The following is a 17,679-nucleotide window of genomic DNA, read 5'->3' as shown; positions in this document are numbered from 1 at the left end:
CGTCGGGCCACGTTCGGTCCGGTGTGCATGGACTGGCCGGCACCCGTGAGGGCCCTGACTCTCATACCCCTGCGTTTTGCCTTACCCTCGCAATTGCGCCCAGCGGCATTTGTGGATACAATAGCGTCTGGCCGCTATGGAGCAGTGCGAATTGGAGTATGACCAGCAGAAGGCGCGTCAGCTGCGGTTCGCCGTGGGGCTGACGGCCTGCGTGCTTGCGGCTGAGATCGCGGGGGGCCTGTGGACGCGCAGTCTGGCGCTCTTGAGCGATGCGGGACACGTCTTCTCCGACGTCTTCTCTCTTGCCCTGAGCCTGCTTGCCCTGCGCCTTGCCTCGCTTCCGCCCACAGACCGGCACAGCTATGGGCTCCACCGCGCCGAGATACTTGCAGCGCTGGTCAATGGCCTGTCACTGCTGGGTATCTGCGTCCTCATCGGGCGCGAGGCGTACGTCCGTTTCCAAGAACCGCCCGAGGTGCGGTCCGTCGAGATGCTGATCATCGCCGCGCTGGGCATGGCGGCGAACGGGGTCGTGGCTTTTCGGCTGCAGGGCCACTCCCACGGGGACATCAACCTGCGCAGCGCGTATCTGCACGTGGTTGGTGATCTCCTTGCGTCCGTCGGTGTAGTGGTCGGCGCGGGTGTCATTGCGATTACCGGATGGCACGTCATCGACCCGGCGATCAGCGTCGGCATCGGCGTGATCATCCTGGTCGGGGCGGTTCGCGTCACCTTCGAATCCGTACACGTGCTGCTCGAGGGCGTGCCCCCCGGGATTGACCTGAACACTGTAGTGCAGGAAATGAGCGCTGTGGAAGGTGTGCTCGGTGTCCATCACCTCCACGCATGGAGCGTATGCTCGAACCTTGCTGCGCTCAGCGCCCATGTGAACGTGTGCGAGGATTCCGAGGCTGAGCGCAGCCGGATCCGGAAAGAGCTCGAGAAGCTTCTGCAGGAGCGCTTCGGGTTCCAGGCGACCACGCTGCAGATCGAGTGCGAGCCTCCGACCCACGAAGAGGGCGTCCTGCGACATTTTCGGCACGGGCTGGAGTCTGTCCACGCACACGGGCATGATCACGAGCACACTGATGTGCATGGCCACGACAACCACGGTGACCGGGAACACGAGCATCATCACAAGGACGAGAGCAGCAGTTCCTGAACCCCTTCATGCCAAGAGGGCTGCACATGCAAATCGCCGTCTGCGTCAAACAGGTGCCTGACACGACCGAAGTGCGCATCGACCCCGAAACCAATACGCTGGTTCGCGAGGGCGTGCCGTCGATCCTCAACCCCTACGATGCCCACGCCGCCGAGGCTGCGGTTCAGCTCAAAGAGCGGTACGGCGGGAAGGTGACCGTGGTCTGCATGGGCCCCCCGCAGGCAGTGGAGGTCATCCGCGAGTGCATCTCCTTCGGCGCTGATCGCGGGATCCTCATTAGCGACCGTGCCTTCGCAGGCGCGGACACCTGGGCCACCAGTTACACCATCGGCCTGGCGCTCATGCGCATCCGTGACGAAGAGGGTCTGGACATGGTCCTGTGCGGCAAGCAGGCCATCGACGGCGACACGGCCCAGGTTGGCCCGGGTCTTGCACGGCGCCTGAATATTCCGCAGATCACATACGCGGTGGGCATTGAATCCGTGGACATGGATGCGAAAAAGGCCCGGATACTGCGCCAGGTTGAGAAGGGCACCGAGGTCATTGAGGCGCCGATCCCCTGCCTGCTCACCTGCGTGGAAGAGATGAACGAAGTCCGCTATGCCTCCCTGCCCAATATGATCCGGGCAGCGCGGTACAAGCCCGAGGTCTGGGGCAAGGCTGATATCAACGCCGACGAAAACCTTCTGGGGCTCAAGGGTTCGCCCACCATGGTCAACCGCATTTTCCCGCCGCCTGCTCGTGAGCCCGGCGAGATAATCCCCGGCGGCGATGAGAATCCCGCCGCGGCCGCGGAAGCACTCGCCGAGAAGCTCGCAAGTCTGGTGCAGGCCTGACCCCGCCCCGCACCGCGGAACGATCGAGACTGTAACCCACCTGTGGAGTCCGGTTCATGGCCAAGAAGAAGCGCACGCTCATCTACGAGCAGGAGAAATGCACTGGCTGCACCTACTGCGTCGGCGAGTGCCCTGTGGATGCCATCGAGATGGTGGACGGCATCGCGCGGGTGGACATGGAAAAATGCATCGCTTGCGGCAAGTGCGGTAAGGTCTGCCCGGCGAACTGCTTTGAGATCATCGTTGAGGGTGGTGACACCGGCCCGACAGAGCCCGAGCCGGTATCCGATGAGGAGGCCGAAGAGCGCGCACTTGCGGCGAAGCTCGCCGAGTACTCGGGCGTCTGGGTCTTCGTGGAGCAATCCCGCGGACAGGTTCACCCGGTGAGCTGGGAACTCCTGGGCGAGGCGCGCAAGCTCGCGGATGCCCTGGGCAGCAAGCTCGGTGCCATCGTGCTGGGGCACGGCGTAGATAATGTGGTTCGCCAGACCGGAGAGTTCGGCGCCGATCAGGCCTTCGTGATGGACTCCCCGGTGCTCGCCGACTACCGCACCGATCCATATGCGGCTGGCGCCATCCAGCTCATCGAGAAGCACAAACCCGAGATCGTCCTTATGGGCGCAACCACCATGGGCCGCGACCTCGCGGGGGCCATCGCGACGGATCTGCACACCGGTCTGACCGCCGACTGTACGGGCCTGGCAATAGACCCCGCGACGCGCAACCTGCTCCAGACCCGCCCGGCTTTCGGCGGAAATATCATGGCCACCATCGTGACCCGCAAGCACCGGCCGCAAATGGCAACCGTGCGCCCAAGGGTTATGCACGCCGCCACCCCTCAGCCCGGGCGGGGAGTTGACGTGATCGCCGAGGCTCTGGACCTCGTCGAGGATCAGATACCCACCAAAGTGGTGGAGTTCCGGCCGCGCGAGGGTGGGGAGAAGCCAAACCTGACTTTCAGCGAGATCATTGTCTCGGGCGGCCGCGGCCTGGGTGGTCCTTCGGGGTTCGATCTCATCCGCGAACTGGCCGATGCTCTTGGCGCCGATGTGGGCGCAAGTCGCGCCACGGTGGACGCAGGCTGGATTAGCCACGATCACCAGGTCGGCCAGACCGGCACCACCGTGCGGCCTCGGCTGTACGTGGCATGCGGCATCAGCGGTGCAATCCAGCACCTGGTCGGCATGGAAGGTTCAGACGTGATCGTCGCCATCAACAGCGATCCAAACGCCAAGATTTTCAACGTGGCCACCTTCGGAATCGTGGGCGACTTGTACAAGGTCGTCCCCGAATTGATCAAGGTGGCCCGGGAGCGCGACCTCAAGCGCATCCTCCTGGGCGAGGAGAAGCTGTAGCCACTTCCGCGAGGAGAGCAGCAGCGAATGACGCCAGAAAACGGCGCGAGTAACAAGCACTTTGATGTGATCATCGTCGGCGCCGGGCCATCAGGGCTCGCAGCGGCGACCACCTGCGCCCGTGCGGGGCTGAACACCATCGTCATCGAGCGCGGCGACAAGCCCGGCACGAAGAACGTCATGGGCGGCATTCTCTACGTCCGCCCGACGTCCGAAGTCTGGCCCAATCTCGTGGCCGAGGCGCCGATGGAACGCTCAATTTTCGAGCAGCAGTACTGGATGCTCACCCCCGACTCCGCGCTCAAGTTCGGCTATCGCAGCGACAAGTTCGTACAGGACGGGCCCAACGCATACAGTATCCTGCGGGTCAAGCTCGACGCATGGTTCGCGAAGCAGGCTGAGGACGCGGGCGCCCTCATCATCCCTCAGACCCGTGTCGACCGGATCCTCACCGATGGCGACAAGGTCAAAGGCGTGCTCTGCGGGCGCGAGGAGGGTGACCTGTACGCGCCGGTTGTTATCCTGTGCGAAGGTGTCAACCCGCAGCTTGCAGTGAGTCTCGGGATGCAAAAGCCCCTGCGCCCCGACCAGGCCGCAAGCATCACCAAGGAGATCATCAGCCTGCCCGAGCAGGTCATCAACGACCGGTTCAACCTGCCCGATGGTTCCAAGGGCGTGGCGATTGAGCTCATGGCCGATGCCGCGGCGGGGATGCTGGGCATGGGCTTCATCTACACCAACAAGACGACTCTCTCGGTGGGTGTCGGGGCGCTTCTAGAGGACGCGATCCACGGGGGCTTCACTCCATTCGACCTGCTCCAGCGGATGAAAAATCACCCCATGGTAGCGCCGCTGCTTGAGGGCGGCCAGACGCTGGAGTACCTGTCGCACATGATCCCCGAAGGCGGCTACAACTCCATGCCCCAGCTTTTCGGCAACGGGATCATGATCGCGGGAGACGCGGCGATGCTGGTCAACTCGCTGCATCGCGAGGGGTCTAACCTGGCGATTACCTCGGGGCGCCTGGCCGCAGACACGGCTATTGAGGCCCACGAGAAAGGAGACTTCAGCGCCCGCACGCTCCACCACTATCGCGAGCGCCTGGAGCATAGTTTCATCCTATCCGACCTTCGTAAGTACCGCAACGCGTCGAAGTACATGGAGACCCACCCGATCTTCAGCGTGTACCCGGAGTTTGCATCACAGGCGGCCCGGGAGATGCTCACGGTTGACGGGGTGCCAAAGCGCACCAAGCAGTGGAAAATCATCCAATCGCTTTTCCAGCGACGCAACATCTTCGGCCTGGCGTGGGATGCGCTGGACGCCGCGAGGTCCTTCATATGAGTCAGCAGAGAAACGTTGGCCTGCCCGAAGCACTCTACAAGATCAAGTACAAGACAGATGAGATTTCACACCTGAAGATCAAGGATCAGGCGGTCTGTGCGCGCTGCCAGGACAAGCCCTGTATCCCGCGCTGCCCGGCGGAGGTTTACGAGTGGGAGGGCGGCGAGATCTTGGTCGCCTATGAAAACTGCGTCGAGTGCGGAGTCTGCAAGATCGTCTGCCCGTACGACAACATTTCCTGGGAGTACCCCCGCGGCGGCTTCGGGGTAGTCTGGAAGTTCGGGTAGGCTCGAGCTAACCCCGGAAGCCTCGTGTGCAGGGCCCCGTGTCCCATCCGGGCGCCGGGCCGGCGCCGGCCAGGTCACCCCTCAAGGCCCTGCCCTGCTGTGCCGTTGATCTCCTCGTGGATCACGCCACTCAACCCTGCCCCTCCACACGTCGGGCCTCCCGCTTCGACCTGCGCGGTCTTTGCGCTTGGTCGTGCCTCTGGGCGTGCCTGCTCACAATCTGCTGGGGTTGCGGGAAACCGAAGATGACCTTGCGCCAGGCAGAGGAGTTGGGGAAGGAATGGCTGCGCGATCTCGGCAATTTCGTCCCATCCGCCATTGAGACTTCCGAGACTGAACCGGCTGATGGCGACCCGGACCATGGAGACAGCCTGGACACCGACGAGTCTGCGCCCGAGAGTATCCGCGACTGCTTCGTCGATGATGACTGGGATGCGCAGGGGTTCAAGAACCCCACGGAAGCGATTCAGTGGCTCACATCCGAGCCCCGTAAGCTGGGCAGGGTTCTGTCGGCGGGACTCGCGGAGAATGCCTGTGAGATGACGCTCGAGCTACTTGGCGCTGAGCCGTGTAAGGTGCAGGTGACGGTGGTTGTGGAAGACGGATACGCGAAATGCAGGCGCCTGGCACTCCAGCAGTAGCCTATTCTGGTGACGGTTCAGAAAACAAAGCGCCCTCCCCTGCGTCGGGGAGGGCGTTACCAGTTCAAGGGGACTAACCGGGTCTAGAAGTAGGCTTTGGCCCGGAAGGCTTCGAGCAGGCCGTCCATGGGCGTCCAGCCGCCACATGCTTTCGAGCCGGTGGCGGCAGCGGCCTCAGCGCCCTCGGGGGTGGTGATGCCGCCGGCTGGAGCCGCGGGCGTCGGCGCCGGCGCGGGCATGACCGGAGCGATCTGGAACTCGTAGGGCAGGCCCTGGGTGCGTGCGAGGCGAGCCGCCGTGTCCAATTCCTGCAGCCCCTCGCCCTCGAGCTTCTTCGCCATCAGCACACGGCCCAGGTTCCAGTGAGCGACCGCGCAGTCTGGTTCGTCCTCCACGGCAATGCGCAGCAGAGCTTCCGCCTTGTCAAGGTCGCCGTTCAGAGCGCTGCAGACCGCCACGTTGTTGGTGACCTCTGTCCATCCGAGCTCCAGCCCACGCACACGCGTCGGAAGGTGGACGATGTCTACGCCTTGGTTGTCGGACAGGGCTGGGTCATGCAGCGCGAGCACCACGCCGGTGGCGTAGTAGTCCACCTTGCGATCAGGATCGATGCTGTCGGCGCGGGTAATCAACTGCATCGCATTAGCGAAAGCATCGCTCTTGATGAACTCGCCGCGGACGCGATAGTGCCCTTTCCCGATGCGGGTGGCCAGACGTGCTTCGTCGAGAACCGCGCTGGTGATGGGTGAAGCGGAGAGCTGAAGCGCCGAGGCGATGCCCAAGTAGTACTGAGAAGGCGCATAGCCGGGATCAAGCTGAGCCGCACGGCGGAACATGGAGAAGGCGTAGTCCAGTTCGGTTTCCTGGAGCCGCGCGATGCCCATGAAGTTGTAGATCTGCGGGTCATTCATCCCCATATCCATGGCGCGCTGCCAGGCATCAACCGCCTGAGCTACCTGGCCCATGCGGCCGAGAGCCACGCCGCCGTTGAAGTGCGCCTGTGGCATGTCCGGGGCCAACCGGGCAGCCTGCCGGAACTTGGCCAGAGCCTGGACATTGTCCCCGGCGTCCATGAGGGCGAGGCCCCAGTCCACCAGCACGTAGGCATTCTTGGGATCCAGCCGGCTTGCCCAGCTGAGTTCGGCGATCGCCTCGCGGCTGTCTCCGAGCTGACGCAGCACCTGGGAAACGCCGACAATCGCGCAGCGACTCTCGGGGCTCAGGGAGTGGATCGAGGCGGCCAGCGCGCTGTCCTTGGCCGCCATGCTTGCCAGTTTCTCGGGCAGTTCAAGAGGTACGGAGGCGTTCAGACCTGCCGCGTTGATCTCGATGACCTGGGTGAACCGCATGAGAAGCGGGACAAGAACGGGCTCGACCGCGTCGAAGTCAAGAATCATGCGCTGAAGTGCCAGACGCGTCGTGCCGTACAGCGGCCGCTCTTCCAGGTTCATCCACTGCCTGCGCAGTTCCGCTTTCATGGCCGCCCAGCGATCCGGGGAGAAGACAAGCCGCGGGATGACGTCATAGGCGCGCGGGTCCATGGCGTCAACCAGCGACAGGCGATGCCCGGACAGGTAATGCACGGCGATGAGCGCAAGTGCGCCTTCCACCGTGTCGTCGGTGATCTCCATGTTCCTGAGGGCCGCACAGGTGTTGATGGCGTTGGTCAGCTGGCCACGCTGCCGCAGGGCATTGCCGATCTGGTGATGGATCTTCGGATCGGAGGCGTCGAGGCGAAGCACCTTGCGATATGACTGGATCGCCTCGTTGATCTGCCCGATATCCATGGCGGCCGCAGCGAGGTTCGCGTGGTACACGCCGCCACCGGGGTCGAGCACTGTGGCTTCAGCCAGCGGGGTCGTGGACTCCTGCGACTTGCCGACAACGCGGAGAGCGGCGCCGAGGTTGTTCTGATAGACCGCGCTCTGGGGGTCAAGGCTGACGGCCTTCTTGTAAGCCGCAACTGCATCGTCGAAGTTGCCCGAGGCCGACAGCGCCTGTGCAAGGCTGTTCTGGACCTTGGCCTGAAACGCAGCGGGCTGTGAGAGCGAGACCTTGAGTGCCTGGCGGTAAGCGTCGGCGGCCGCCTGGGACTGCCCAAGAGCCGCGTATGCCAGACCGAGCGCGTACTGGGCATTCGCATCGGTCGGAGCGATCGCCACCGCGCGGCGCGCGTGGGTCAGAGCGCCGTCCAGCACTCCCCAGTGCCGCAGGCCTTCGCTCAGGGCCACGCGAACACCGGCGTTGTCCGGTTCCAGCTGCATGGCAACGTAGAGGTGGGCGATTGCCGAGCGATACAGGTTGAGCTCCTTCTCCGTGGGCTTTGGCAGGTGGAGGAGCTTGGTCTCGCCCGCGGCCTTCGCCCGCATGATCTGGCCCTTCTCGATGAGCGCTCGGCCCAGGGCTTCCTGGGCCGGCACAAATCCCGGGGCGAGATCGGCCGCGCCAGTGAAAAGCTCGATGGCGGTGTCCAGCCGGTCCATGCTGCGCAGCGCGTGCCCCAGGTTGAGGCAGGCGGTGGCCAGCGGCCGGAAATACACCTCCATCATGAGCGTATCCTGGTAGTCTCCCTGTCGCTCTCGCTGAGCAACATACGGCTCGAACAAGCGGATGCATTCGAGGAATTCGCGCGCCGCCCCGTCCAGGTCACCGGACTGCATAAGCTCCTGCCCCAGCGCGAAGTGGGAATGGTAGCTATCCGGCACTGTGTACGAAGGCTGTCCGAAAGGCCAGCCCAGGTTCTTGCCCGGCAGATTCACCGAGCTTTCCGCCGCTCCCGGATACGCCATCACGAACAGCACCAGGCAACACACAACGGCTGTAATGACTGGCCGCACAGGGGCAGGCCGCGAAGGAGAACGCATACAGTTCCCTCCCGATGAATGCCGGACATCGATGGTTGCTGTGTTCATGTGCTGCGACGATTAGCTCGTATTGGACCCACTACAACAGCCCCTTCTGAACGCCGAAGGGGATGCATCGCCAACTCACCGTGCAGTTTACTGCAAATCCGCGCAAGGAATCAACCCAAAGACCGAGATTCAGCATATTAGCACCAGTCATGCCGGGCTCGTCACCTGCAGCACCCGACTTTCGCGCACCGATGACACTGCGGTCAGAGCACCGTTGAAGGTCCGTGCCGCGTCTCCACGGGCACCTCGGGTGCGCGCATCAGCTACTCTCTCGGTATGCCGAGGAATGTGCCGGTTGGCGCCAATGCTGCGAGGTCTTTCCCGGTTCGCCGGCGAAATCCTCCAAACAGTCTCTAAGAGTTCCCTCGGAGGGCGCTGTGCGAACATACCGCGTCGGGATCATCGGGTTAGGGCGGATGGGCTGCACCATATGTGACGAAGTGGTCGGGTACGAGGCATTCCGGCTCCCGTACAGCATTGCAGGAGCCTGCGCAGAGAGTCCGCGGCTGGAGTTCGCCTGCGGCGCCGACCTGGACCCCACGAAGCGCGAGGCCTGCAGACAGCGCTGGGGCTGCTCGGCCCTGTACGAGGACTTCCTGCGGATGATCGAGCAGGAGCGCCCGGACATGGTGGCCATTTGCACCCGCGGCGAAAACCACGCTGAGCTTGCAGTGGCCTGCGCTGATGCCGGCGTGCCCATGATGTATCTGGAGAAGGCGATGGCCTGCTCCATGTTGGAAGCGGATGCGGTGCGCGATGCCATCCTCCGCAATGGCACGGTCTTCAACACCGGAGTGTTGCGCCGCTTCGGCGACCACTACCAGAAGGTGCGGGCCATGATCGCTGATGGCATCATCGGCGAACCCCGGGCGGTCATTCAGAAATCCGGCGGTAGCCTGCTGCACAGCAATATCCACGCGGTGGATTTCGCCATGTTCATGCTGGGTGACCCGAAGGCGCTCAGGGTCTGGGGGGAGCTTCCCCGGGGCACCGAGTTCGTGGGCAACCGTCTTGATCACGACCCCGGCGCGGTGTACCGGGTTGAATTCGAGGGCGGCGCGCAGGCCTGGCAAGTGCCCTTCGGGAACTATGATGTGGAGATAATCGGCAGCGCGGGGATCATCGAATGTCTCAATAACGGCATGGACTTCGTGATCCGTAGACCCGAGAATCCGCCGCTCAAGTGGCCCCGCTACCTGCCTGAAGTGATGGAGATTCCTGTGCAGGTCAGCGCGACGGTGGCGTGCCTGGAGGACCTGGTGGACGCGTATGAGACGGGGCGTGAAACGCTGAACAACATTGAGGTCGCTCACCACTCCACGGAGATCTGCTTCGCAACTGCCGAAAGTCACCGCCAAGGCGGGGCATGGGTTGATCTGCCGCTGGAGAACCGCGAGCTCTATGTATGGCATGTCTAGCCGGAAAGACCGGCGATTCTGGAGGCGTTCCACGATGAGATCCATCTGGTTGTGCACACTACTGCCGGCGCTTGCGCTGCCCGCGTTCTGCGCGGACTGGCATCACCCGCTCTACCTTGGCAATGGCGGGTACTGGAAACAGCGCATCGTCATCACTATCCGCAATGACATGGACCACGAAGCCGCGGGCGAACCGGTGAACGTGGCGGTCGGCTCCGGCGCAACCCAGGCGGATATCGCGGGCCGGCGTGCCGAGGCATTGCGGGTCTGCAACCAGCAGGGGCAGGAGATGCTGTTCGACGTCATTTCCCCCACGGGCGCACCGGTACTGACCGGCCCAATCCCCGAGGGCAGTACACTGGTGATTCCCGCCGAATGCGCGGCGGGTGCGGAAGCCCTGTACTATGTCTACTTCGACAACCCCGCTGCCTGGGGTGTGCCCGACTTCCTCCAGGCATCCCTCGGTGTGCGCAACGGCGGCATGGAGGAAGGCACGGGTGTGGCACCGGACGGCTGGAACCACGACGCAGGGGATGAGAAGCACGAGGCCATGTGGGTATCCGAGAACCCGCGATCCGGCAAGAAGTGCCTGAAGACCGTAGTTGCCGAGGGTGCCGAACCCACCTGGATCGCCACCCGGCAGGGCGGCATCCACATCGTCGGCGGGGCTCGGTACCGCATGACCGCCTGGGTGAAGGCCGAGAACGTCAAAGGAAATGCGGGCTGGTACATCCACGTGGGCAATGAGCAGAACTATATGATCATCTCGCCCATGCTCTACGGCGGCGAGGGCACCTATGACTGGAAGCAGGTCACCGCGGAGTTCGTCGCGCCAGAGAATGCCAACCGCGCCGACCTTGGCACCGTCCTGCGGGGGACCGGAACCGCGTGGTTCGATGACGTGACCCTGGAGACCGTGGCCGAGGTGCGCGTCCGCGTGACCGAGTGCAGACGGGAAGCGCTCGATGTAACCGAGATTGGCCAGGATGCCCCGTGGTTCGACGACAACCCCGGCGACAATCTGCGCTGGGACTGCCGGGTGCCGGTTCGCGTCTTCAACCCGGCGGATCAGGCGCTGGAACAGCCCCTCGTGTTCGTGGACACCTCGATCATCGCCGCCCGCATGCGCGGCATGATGAACTTCGCCTCGGTGCGCGTCACCGACGCGGGCAAACTGGTGCCGCACTATGAAGTCTCCGATCGTCTGCTGTTTGAAGGCTCTATCCCGGCGAAGACGATCAAGACCTTCTATGTTTACTTCTCCAGCGACCCGGCGATCAAAGCCGCTGAGACATCTGACTATGCGGGACTGCTCGCCAGCGACCGCAACCTGGTGCGGAACCCGAGTTTCGAGGAGCCTGGGCAGCTTCCTGACGGCTGGCCCGGCGGCGCGGAGGGAGTGCAATCAGACGGCACCGAGATGGCTGTGGTGGAGGGTGGCCTGTTCGGCTCCCGGGCCGTGCGAATGAGCATCCCGGAAGGATCCACCCGTTCCTGGACCGGCTGGCGGCAGAATGTGCCTGTGCAGCCCTTCAAGAGCTACTTCCTCTCCGGCTGGCTGAAGACTGAAGACGTCAGCCCCAGCGCCCAGATCCATGCTCATTACCGCAATGCTGACGGCGAGCTTTGCGAGAGTCGGAAGTTCACCAGCATCGGCCCAGCGCTGTCCGGAACCAAGGACTGGACGCTCATGGCCGGGCTGTTTGAGATGCCCGAGGACATCGCCACCTTCCAGGTTCATCTCACCATGAACGCATCGGGCACCGTCTGGCACGACGGCATCGTGCTGGCGGAAGCCGTGGAGGGCACGGTGGGTCCCATAGAAGGCGCACAGACGGAGGCTCTGGCCGAGCTCGCCGTCTGGCCGGTGAACGCGGTGGTCAAGGTCTTCCCGGACGACATCCCTCCGCGCGAGGCGCCCGCAACGGTGATTTCCTGTGCCCGCAATGAGAAGGAACCCCTCCAGCTTGCCCTGCGCAGCCCGCGAGACCTGACCGGCGTGAAGGCAAGCGTTGTCGCGCCGGTAAACGCCGCCGGTGCCCGGCTGGATGACGTGGAGATCAACGTGGTCGGGTTCGTGCCCATCGACCACAAGACCAATTACTACTCCACCGACAGCCCTTCCTGGCATCGGAAGTACCCCAAATCACCCGGCGCCTGCGACGGCTGGCCTGGCATGTGGCCCGACCCGCTCTTGCCCACTAATACCTTCGACCTGCCGGAAAACACCACGCAGCCGGTGTGGGTGACGGTTTCGGTTCCTGAAAACGCCGCGCCCGGCGACTATTCCGGTTCCGTGCGCTTCCGGGCCGAGGGTCTGGATGCCCGGGTGCCTTTCACCGTGCACGTGTGGGACTTCACGCTTCCCCGTGAAAACCACGTCAAGGCTATCTACGACGTGCGCCAGAACGAGGGCTGGTGGCAGGTCCCGGGTCAAACGCGGCAGGAGACCCTGGAGCAATTCTGGCGGTTCATGGCGGACCACCGGACCAACCCGCATCAGGTCTACCCCGCGCCCAGCATCCGGTACGAAAACGGCCAGGTGATCGCGGATTTCGAAGACTTCGACCGAGCAGCCGAGGTCTTCTTCAACGAGCTTGGTATGAAACACAGCTACACCCCGTGGTACTTCTACTGCTTCGGCTGGGGCCACCCCCCCGGCGAGAAATTCGGCGAGGCCCCCTATCCTGGCGAGTACCCGTATCAAGATGTGGACCGCGCCGTCCTGCGTCCGGAGTTCAAGACCGCCTACCAGGCCTGCCTGGGCGCCTTCTGGACCCACATCAAGGAAAAGGGCTGGGACGACAAGTTCACCCTTTACATCTCGGACGAGCCTTTTGACCATCACGAGCACATCATCAAACAAATGCAGGCCCTGTGCGACATGATCCACGAGGTCGATCCGGCGATCCCCATCTACTGCAGCACTTGGCGGCACATCCCGGCCTGGAACGGGTACCTGGACGTGTGGGGAATTGGGCACTATGGGTGCGTGCCGGTGGATGTGATCAAGGAGCGTAAGGAGGCCGGGGACACCATCTGGTGGACCACCGACGGGCAGATGTGCACCGACACCCCGTACTGCGCCGTGGAGCGCCTCCTGCCCCACTACTGCTTCAAGTATGGCGCCGATGCCTACGAGTTCTGGGGCATCGACTGGCTCACTTACAACCCGTACCAATACGGCTGGCACCGGTACATCCACCAGAGCGGCGAGCCGGGCGAATACACCTGGGTGCGGTACCCCAACGGCGACGGCTTCCTGGCGTACCCGGGCAGCTTGATCGGCCATCCGGGACCCGTGAGTTCGGTGCGTCTTGCCCAGGCCCGCGAGGGCGTCGAGGATTACGAGTACCTGTACCTGCTGCGGGACCTGGTGGCGAAGGGCAAGGCAGCGGGGAAAGACGTGAGTGCGGGTGAGGCGGCGCTGGAGCTTGCGTCAACGCTGGTGGAAATCCCCAACGCCGGCGGCCGATATTCGACAAAGATCCTGCCTGAACCGCAGAAGCTGTATGACATTCGGGAAGCAGTCGCGGAGGCGATCGAGAGGCTGAAGTAGGGGAGAGGACTCCATCCCGCGTCGCGTTACATTGCGGGAGCGGGTTTGCCTGCAACGTCGTTGGCGTTCCGAAGGAAGGCATTCGCGGGCAAGCCCGCTCCTACATTCGATCAGCGCATTGGGCGCGCGGCGACCACCGCCTTCTACCGCAGACCAACCTCACCAGGGAGGCCATCACATGCCCGAATCCGTGGCAGTTGAGCTCAACCTGAAGGACCTCGCAGGCATGGCCTTTGATGCCGCACTGCCCACCGGGCACACCATTGTCCTCGATGCTAGCGAAGACCATGGCGGGCAGAATCTCGGACCAAGGCCGATGCACGTCATGCTCATCGCCCTGGCAGGCTGCACAGGGATGGATGTCATCTCATTCCTGCGCAAGATGCGCCAGAACGTCACCGGGTACCAGGTGAAGGTGGAGGGCATCCGCCGCGACGAGGACCCCAAGGTGTACACCGACATCACCATCACCCACGTGGTCTCCGGGGACATTGAGGAGAGCAAGCTGAAGCGGGCGATTGATCTGTCCAGCGAGACCTATTGCTCGGCCCAGGCGATGCTGCGCGCGGTGGCGAAGATTGAGGTGAAGTGGGAGATCGTCAAGGGCTGAACTCGGTCCGCAGATCAACAGGGGCAGCCACCTGCTTGGCCCGGTGACTGCCCCTTGGGTATCATCACAGCCGTACTGCCGTCAGCTGACCACCCACGCCACCTGCACCGCGAAGCGTCTCAGGTCGTCTTCCGTCAGCCCGTCTCCGTTTGTGACGAACATCACCAGCCGGTCGTTCACGGGATACCGCAACTCACCCACCAGGAGATCATCGGTGGGTCCGGCCACGTGGGAGACCCGCTTGCCCAGGACTTCCGCGAAGCGCACGGTGCTGTTCGGGTACATGGTCCGGAACCGCTCGACCTCGGTCTCCAGCGCGGACCTCAGGTCATCAGACGTAGACATCGCGTTCTCCGGCCTCAATACGGGCGATGGCGTCGCGGACGAACCGGCGCAGCTCCTCGATAGGCAACTGCTCGATCTCTTTCTCGATCAGCGGCTCGCCCACCGCGCGAGTCTCGGGCGAGGCGTAATCCAGCAGGTACTCCTTGAAGGTCAGGATCGCATTGGGCATGCACTGGCAGTGAGCCTTGCCGGCCTTGGCGATCTTCATGAAGTACTCGCCGGTGCGTCCGCAGCGATAGCCTGCGGTGCAGAAGGAGGTGATCATGCCCTGCTCGGCCAGTTCTCGCACTACCTCATCCAGTGAGCGGCTGTCGGAGAGCATGAATTGCTGTTTTTCCCCGCGCGCTTGTTCCTCCTGGTACCCGCCAATGGTGATATTCGACCCGGCGTCGATCTGGGTAATGCCCACGTTGATGACATCGCGCCGCATTTCCGGAGTCTCACGGCAGGTAAGGATCATCCCGGTATATGGCACTGCGAGGCGCAGCGCAGCGACGATCTTCTTGAACTGGTCGTCAGGCACCTTGTACTCGGGGTTCTCGAGATACGGCGTGTTGACCGCGGGCTCAATGCGCGGGAAGCTGATGGTATGCGGACCCACGCCGTTGAAGTGCTTTTCGAGATCAATCGTGTGCGCAAGCAGGCCCATGGCCTCGAAGCGATGGTCATACAGGCCGAACAGAGCGCCGATGGCCACGTCGTCGATGCCTGCCTCCTGGGCGCGGTGCAAGGCATACAGGCGCCACAGGTAGTGGCCTTTGAGCGTCCCGGCGGGGTGCAGCTTCTCGTACGTGGGCCGGTGGTAGGTCTCCTGGAACACCTGGTAGGTGCCGATTCCCACCTCGTGCAGCTTGCGAAAATCCTCGATGCTCAATGGCGCGGCGTTCACATTGACCCGCCGGATCTCGCCATTGCCGACCTTGGTTTCGTAAGCAACCCTGATGGTCTCGGCGATGTAGTCCGCATCGGTGCTGGGATGTTCGCCGTAGACCATGATAAGCCGCTTATGGCCCTTGCTCACCAAAGCCCGCACTTCGGCCCGCAGTTGGTCCATGTTCAGGCGCTGGCGGACGATGGCGCTGTTCTCCCGCCTCAGGCCGCAGTAGGCGCAATTGTTGACGCAGAGATTGGCCACGTAGAGCGGCGCGAAGAAAACGATGCGCCGGCCGTACACCTTGCGCTTGATCTCCAGGCCGGTGGCGTAGATCTCCTGCCAGAGGTCCTCATCGTTGCAGTGCAGGAGCGCGGCGAGTTCATCCGGGTCCAGCCGCTGGATCGCCAGCGACTTGTCCATGATGTCGCGAATGCGTTTCTCATCTGGATTACGGTTCTCTTCGAGGGTCCGCCAGATGGCGGCCTCGTCGATGAAGCACTTGCCGTTGTCAAGGTAGCGTTCGATCTGTTCCGGCTTGATGACTCCGTCCACCCACTGTTGCAGCCTGGGAGGAAGTTCCGCGGTCGCCATGCTCAATGCATCCCTTTCCCGGCCTTGCGGCCGACCCGTCAATCGTCGATCTCACGCCTGCTGATGGCGGTCTTGGCCTGCACGCCCGGCACATTGCCAAGCCGCCCGGTAAGCTCATTGATCTCGTCTACTGTGGCAACCACTGTGAGAGAAACCACGCCGATGCCGTGCTCGTGGAAGGGGCAGCCCATGCGCCCTCGGATGAGGTGAGTGAAGCCGTGGAGGGCAGCGTTGAACAGGTCGGAGTGCTGCTCCGGATCCTCAATAATGCAGACAATGACGCCGACTCGCTTGCTCATGCGCTCCCTCAGAACGCGAAAGCCGCCTCCCGAGAGGGGGAGACGGCCACACAGCGCCGGTGGGTCAGCGCTGGTCGTTGCGTGAGCAGCGGTGGCGTCTCTCCCTGGCTGCGGGTTTCCCCTGGCTGCGGGCGGGACTCCGTGAGTTGTGATGTCCAGCGCGGAAAGCGCTTGTGACGCTCGCCCGCCGGACACTAATGAGTCTATATATCGACGGGGAAAAAAGCAAGTGCATTTCTTCACAAAGTCCCTGTCGCATGAATCGGGCGTCTCGCCCGACAGCCGTTCCTCCCCTTCATCCTGAGCAATGCCATCGCCCGCGGATGCCGAGAAGGAGCGGGGCAGCGAGGGGTGAGGCAGGCGTTGCGCGAGTCTGCCTGCACACTTCCAGGCCTTGCGCCCATCGGTGGGCGTGGTACAATCCACCCGCTGTCTGAAGACGGGCAGAACCGGCCCGCGCGGATATGGAGGAGAAGGCGGATGAAAATCGCGGTCCTCACAAGCGGCGGCGATGCTCCGGGCATGAACGCCTGCATCCGGGCCGTTGTACGCTGCACCCTGAACCGCGGCTGGGAGGCATTGGGCTCTCGCTACGGCTACAATGGCCTGGTGTCCGGCGAACTCATCCCGCTCAGCCACAACTTGGTCTCCAACACGATCCAGCGCGGGGGCACGGTTCTCGGCGCCGGTCGTTGCGACCTGTTCGAGACGGCTGAGGGTCTCACAAGAGCTGCCGAGACACTGCGCAGCTTCGGGGTCGCCGGGCTCGTGGCAATCGGCGGCGACGGGACCTTCCGGGGCTTGCGTGAACTGAGCGCCCTGTGGGATGGACTGTGCATTGGCATCCCGGGCACGGTGGATAATGACGCCACCGGCTCCGACTACGCCATCGGCTTCGACACCGCCGTGAACACCGCCCTGGAGGCCATCGACCGCATCCGAGACACCGCTGAGTCGTACGAGCGCACTTTCATCGTGGAGGTCATGGGGCGCGGGTCAGGGGCAATTGCCCTGGCGGCTGCCCTGGCCGGCGGGGCTGAGGAAGTGTGCATTCCCGAGACGCCCACCGATTATCGCGCACTGGCCGAGCGACTCAATGCGGGTAAATCGGCGGGCCGTGCGAGCAGCATCATCGTTTGCGCCGAGGGCGACGAGCTCGGCGGCGCGGAGGGGCTCAAACAGCGCCTGCAGGAGCTAAGTGACCTGAAGTTCCGCACCTGCATTCTCGGGCATATCCAGCGCGGGGGTGCGCCGACTGCCCGCGACCGGATCCTGGCGTCCCGTCTGGGGGCATATGCCGTGCAACTCATATCCGAAGGCACAGGCGGCGTCGTGGTGGGGGAGATTGCCGGCAAGCCGGCGACCACTCCTCTCACCGAGGTGGGGAAGGCCACTGCCGCTGACAAATCCGACGCTCAGCTCATTCAACGCCTGAGCCGGTGAGGG

14 protein-coding genes are annotated in these 17,679 nt (G+C 63.5%); 10 read left to right on the top strand and 4 right to left on the bottom strand.

Features of this window, described 5'->3' with window-relative positions; translation table 11 throughout:
• Nucleotides 1-151: 151 nt before the first annotated feature.
• The 6 genes from HPY44_05900 to HPY44_05875 all read left to right on the top strand — a co-directional run bounded on the left by HPY44_05900 (nt 152) and on the right by HPY44_05875 (nt 5,625).
• Nucleotides 152-1,162 (top strand): cation diffusion facilitator family transporter, encoded by a 1,011-nt coding sequence (locus HPY44_05900; GenBank protein NSW55526.1) that lies wholly within the window; start codon nt 152-154, stop codon nt 1,160-1,162.
• A gap of 26 nt (nt 1,163-1,188) precedes the next feature.
• On the top strand, nt 1,189-1,998 hold the full coding sequence (locus HPY44_05895; protein NSW55525.1) for an electron transfer flavoprotein subunit beta/FixA family protein: 810 nt from the start codon (nt 1,189-1,191) through the stop codon (nt 1,996-1,998).
• A gap of 56 nt (nt 1,999-2,054) precedes the next feature.
• Nucleotides 2,055-3,353, top strand: a complete 1,299-nt coding sequence (locus HPY44_05890) for an electron transfer flavoprotein subunit alpha (protein ID NSW55524.1) — start codon at nt 2,055-2,057, stop codon at nt 3,351-3,353.
• 27 nt (nt 3,354-3,380) lie between these two features.
• Nucleotides 3,381-4,697, top strand: a complete 1,317-nt coding sequence (locus HPY44_05885; protein NSW55523.1) for an FAD-dependent monooxygenase — start codon at nt 3,381-3,383, stop codon at nt 4,695-4,697.
• Nucleotides 4,694-4,984 carry a 4Fe-4S dicluster domain-containing protein gene (locus HPY44_05880; GenBank protein ID NSW55522.1) on the top strand — a complete coding sequence of 97 codons (291 nt, stop codon included), beginning with the start codon at nt 4,694-4,696 and terminating at the stop codon, nt 4,982-4,984. Before HPY44_05885 ends, HPY44_05880 begins: the two co-directional genes overlap by 4 nt.
• Before the next feature lie 245 nt (nt 4,985-5,229).
• On the top strand, nt 5,230-5,625 hold the full coding sequence (locus HPY44_05875) for a hypothetical protein (GenBank protein ID NSW55521.1): 396 nt from the start codon (nt 5,230-5,232) through the stop codon (nt 5,623-5,625).
• Between the two features lie 83 nt (nt 5,626-5,708).
• Here HPY44_05875 and HPY44_05870 read toward each other — a convergent pair whose 3' ends face one another.
• Entirely contained in the window at nt 5,709-8,489 is a 2,781-nt protein-coding gene (locus tag HPY44_05870) for a tetratricopeptide repeat protein (GenBank protein ID NSW55520.1), read from the bottom strand.
• A 425-nt stretch (nt 8,490-8,914) separates the two neighbouring features.
• Here HPY44_05870 and HPY44_05865 point away from each other — a divergent pair, with 425 nt between their 5' ends.
• From HPY44_05865 to HPY44_05855, 3 genes are all read left to right on the top strand, one after another.
• Nucleotides 8,915-9,955, top strand: a complete 1,041-nt coding sequence (locus HPY44_05865; protein NSW55519.1) for a Gfo/Idh/MocA family oxidoreductase — start codon at nt 8,915-8,917, stop codon at nt 9,953-9,955.
• A gap of 34 nt (nt 9,956-9,989) precedes the next feature.
• Nucleotides 9,990-13,514, top strand: a complete 3,525-nt coding sequence (locus HPY44_05860) for a DUF4091 domain-containing protein (protein NSW55518.1) — start codon at nt 9,990-9,992, stop codon at nt 13,512-13,514.
• A gap of 226 nt (nt 13,515-13,740) precedes the next feature.
• Nucleotides 13,741-14,124, top strand: coding sequence for an OsmC family protein (locus HPY44_05855; protein NSW55517.1), 384 nt, complete (start codon nt 13,741-13,743; stop codon nt 14,122-14,124).
• Nucleotides 14,125-14,205: 81 nt separating this feature from the next.
• Here HPY44_05855 and HPY44_05850 read toward each other — a convergent pair whose 3' ends face one another.
• The 3 genes from HPY44_05850 to HPY44_05840 are packed head-to-tail and all read right to left on the bottom strand — an operon-like array spanning nt 14,206 to nt 16,233.
• Nucleotides 14,206-14,469 carry a hypothetical protein gene (locus HPY44_05850; protein ID NSW55516.1) on the bottom strand — a complete coding sequence of 88 codons (264 nt, stop codon included), beginning with the start codon at nt 14,467-14,469 and terminating at the stop codon, nt 14,206-14,208.
• Complete coding sequence (gene hydG, locus HPY44_05845) at nt 14,456-15,934, bottom strand: [FeFe] hydrogenase H-cluster radical SAM maturase HydG (protein ID NSW55515.1); 1,479 nt, start codon at nt 15,932-15,934, stop codon at nt 14,456-14,458. The genes HPY44_05850 and hydG overlap by 14 nt, the downstream gene beginning before the upstream one ends.
• A gap of 38 nt (nt 15,935-15,972) precedes the next feature.
• On the bottom strand, nt 15,973-16,233 hold the full coding sequence (locus tag HPY44_05840) for an iron-only hydrogenase system regulator (protein NSW55514.1): 261 nt from the start codon (nt 16,231-16,233) through the stop codon (nt 15,973-15,975).
• Nucleotides 16,234-16,713: 480 nt separating this feature from the next.
• Between HPY44_05840 and HPY44_05835 the strand changes: the two genes are divergently transcribed.
• Nucleotides 16,714-17,676, top strand: a complete 963-nt coding sequence (locus HPY44_05835; protein NSW55513.1) for an ATP-dependent 6-phosphofructokinase — start codon at nt 16,714-16,716, stop codon at nt 17,674-17,676.
• Nucleotides 17,677-17,679: the final 3 nt, after the last annotated feature.

It is taken from the genome of Armatimonadota bacterium, assembly GCA_013314775.1.
In the GTDB taxonomy this organism is placed as follows: domain Bacteria; phylum Armatimonadota; class Zipacnadia; order Zipacnadales; family JABUFB01; genus JABUFB01.
The sequence above is the reverse complement of the archived record's forward strand: the minus strand, read 5'-3'. Positions and strand labels throughout refer to the sequence as shown.

Excerpts from the sequence above, each read along its gene's own strand:
- HPY44_05840 (NSW55514.1), bottom strand. The coding sequence starts at position 16,233 with ATGAGCAAGCGAGTCGGCGTCATTGTCTGCATTATTGAGGATCCGGAG.
- hydG (NSW55515.1), bottom strand. The coding sequence starts at position 15,934 with ATGGCGACCGCGGAACTTCCTCCCAGGCTGCAACAGTGGGTGGACGGA.
- HPY44_05895 (NSW55525.1), top strand. The coding sequence starts at position 1,189 with ATGCAAATCGCCGTCTGCGTCAAACAGGTGCCTGACACGACCGAAGTG.
- HPY44_05885 (NSW55523.1), top strand. The coding sequence starts at position 3,381 with ATGACGCCAGAAAACGGCGCGAGTAACAAGCACTTTGATGTGATCATC.
- HPY44_05850 (NSW55516.1), bottom strand. The coding sequence starts at position 14,469 with ATGTCTACGTCTGATGACCTGAGGTCCGCGCTGGAGACCGAGGTCGAG.
- HPY44_05880 (NSW55522.1), top strand. The coding sequence starts at position 4,694 with ATGAGTCAGCAGAGAAACGTTGGCCTGCCCGAAGCACTCTACAAGATC.
- HPY44_05835 (NSW55513.1), top strand. The coding sequence starts at position 16,714 with ATGAAAATCGCGGTCCTCACAAGCGGCGGCGATGCTCCGGGCATGAAC.
- HPY44_05870 (NSW55520.1), bottom strand. The coding sequence starts at position 8,489 with ATGCGTTCTCCTTCGCGGCCTGCCCCTGTGCGGCCAGTCATTACAGCC.
- HPY44_05890 (NSW55524.1), top strand. The coding sequence starts at position 2,055 with ATGGCCAAGAAGAAGCGCACGCTCATCTACGAGCAGGAGAAATGCACT.
- HPY44_05860 (NSW55518.1), top strand. The coding sequence starts at position 9,990 with ATGAGATCCATCTGGTTGTGCACACTACTGCCGGCGCTTGCGCTGCCC.
- HPY44_05875 (NSW55521.1), top strand. The coding sequence starts at position 5,230 with ATGACCTTGCGCCAGGCAGAGGAGTTGGGGAAGGAATGGCTGCGCGAT.
- HPY44_05855 (NSW55517.1), top strand. The coding sequence starts at position 13,741 with ATGGCCTTTGATGCCGCACTGCCCACCGGGCACACCATTGTCCTCGAT.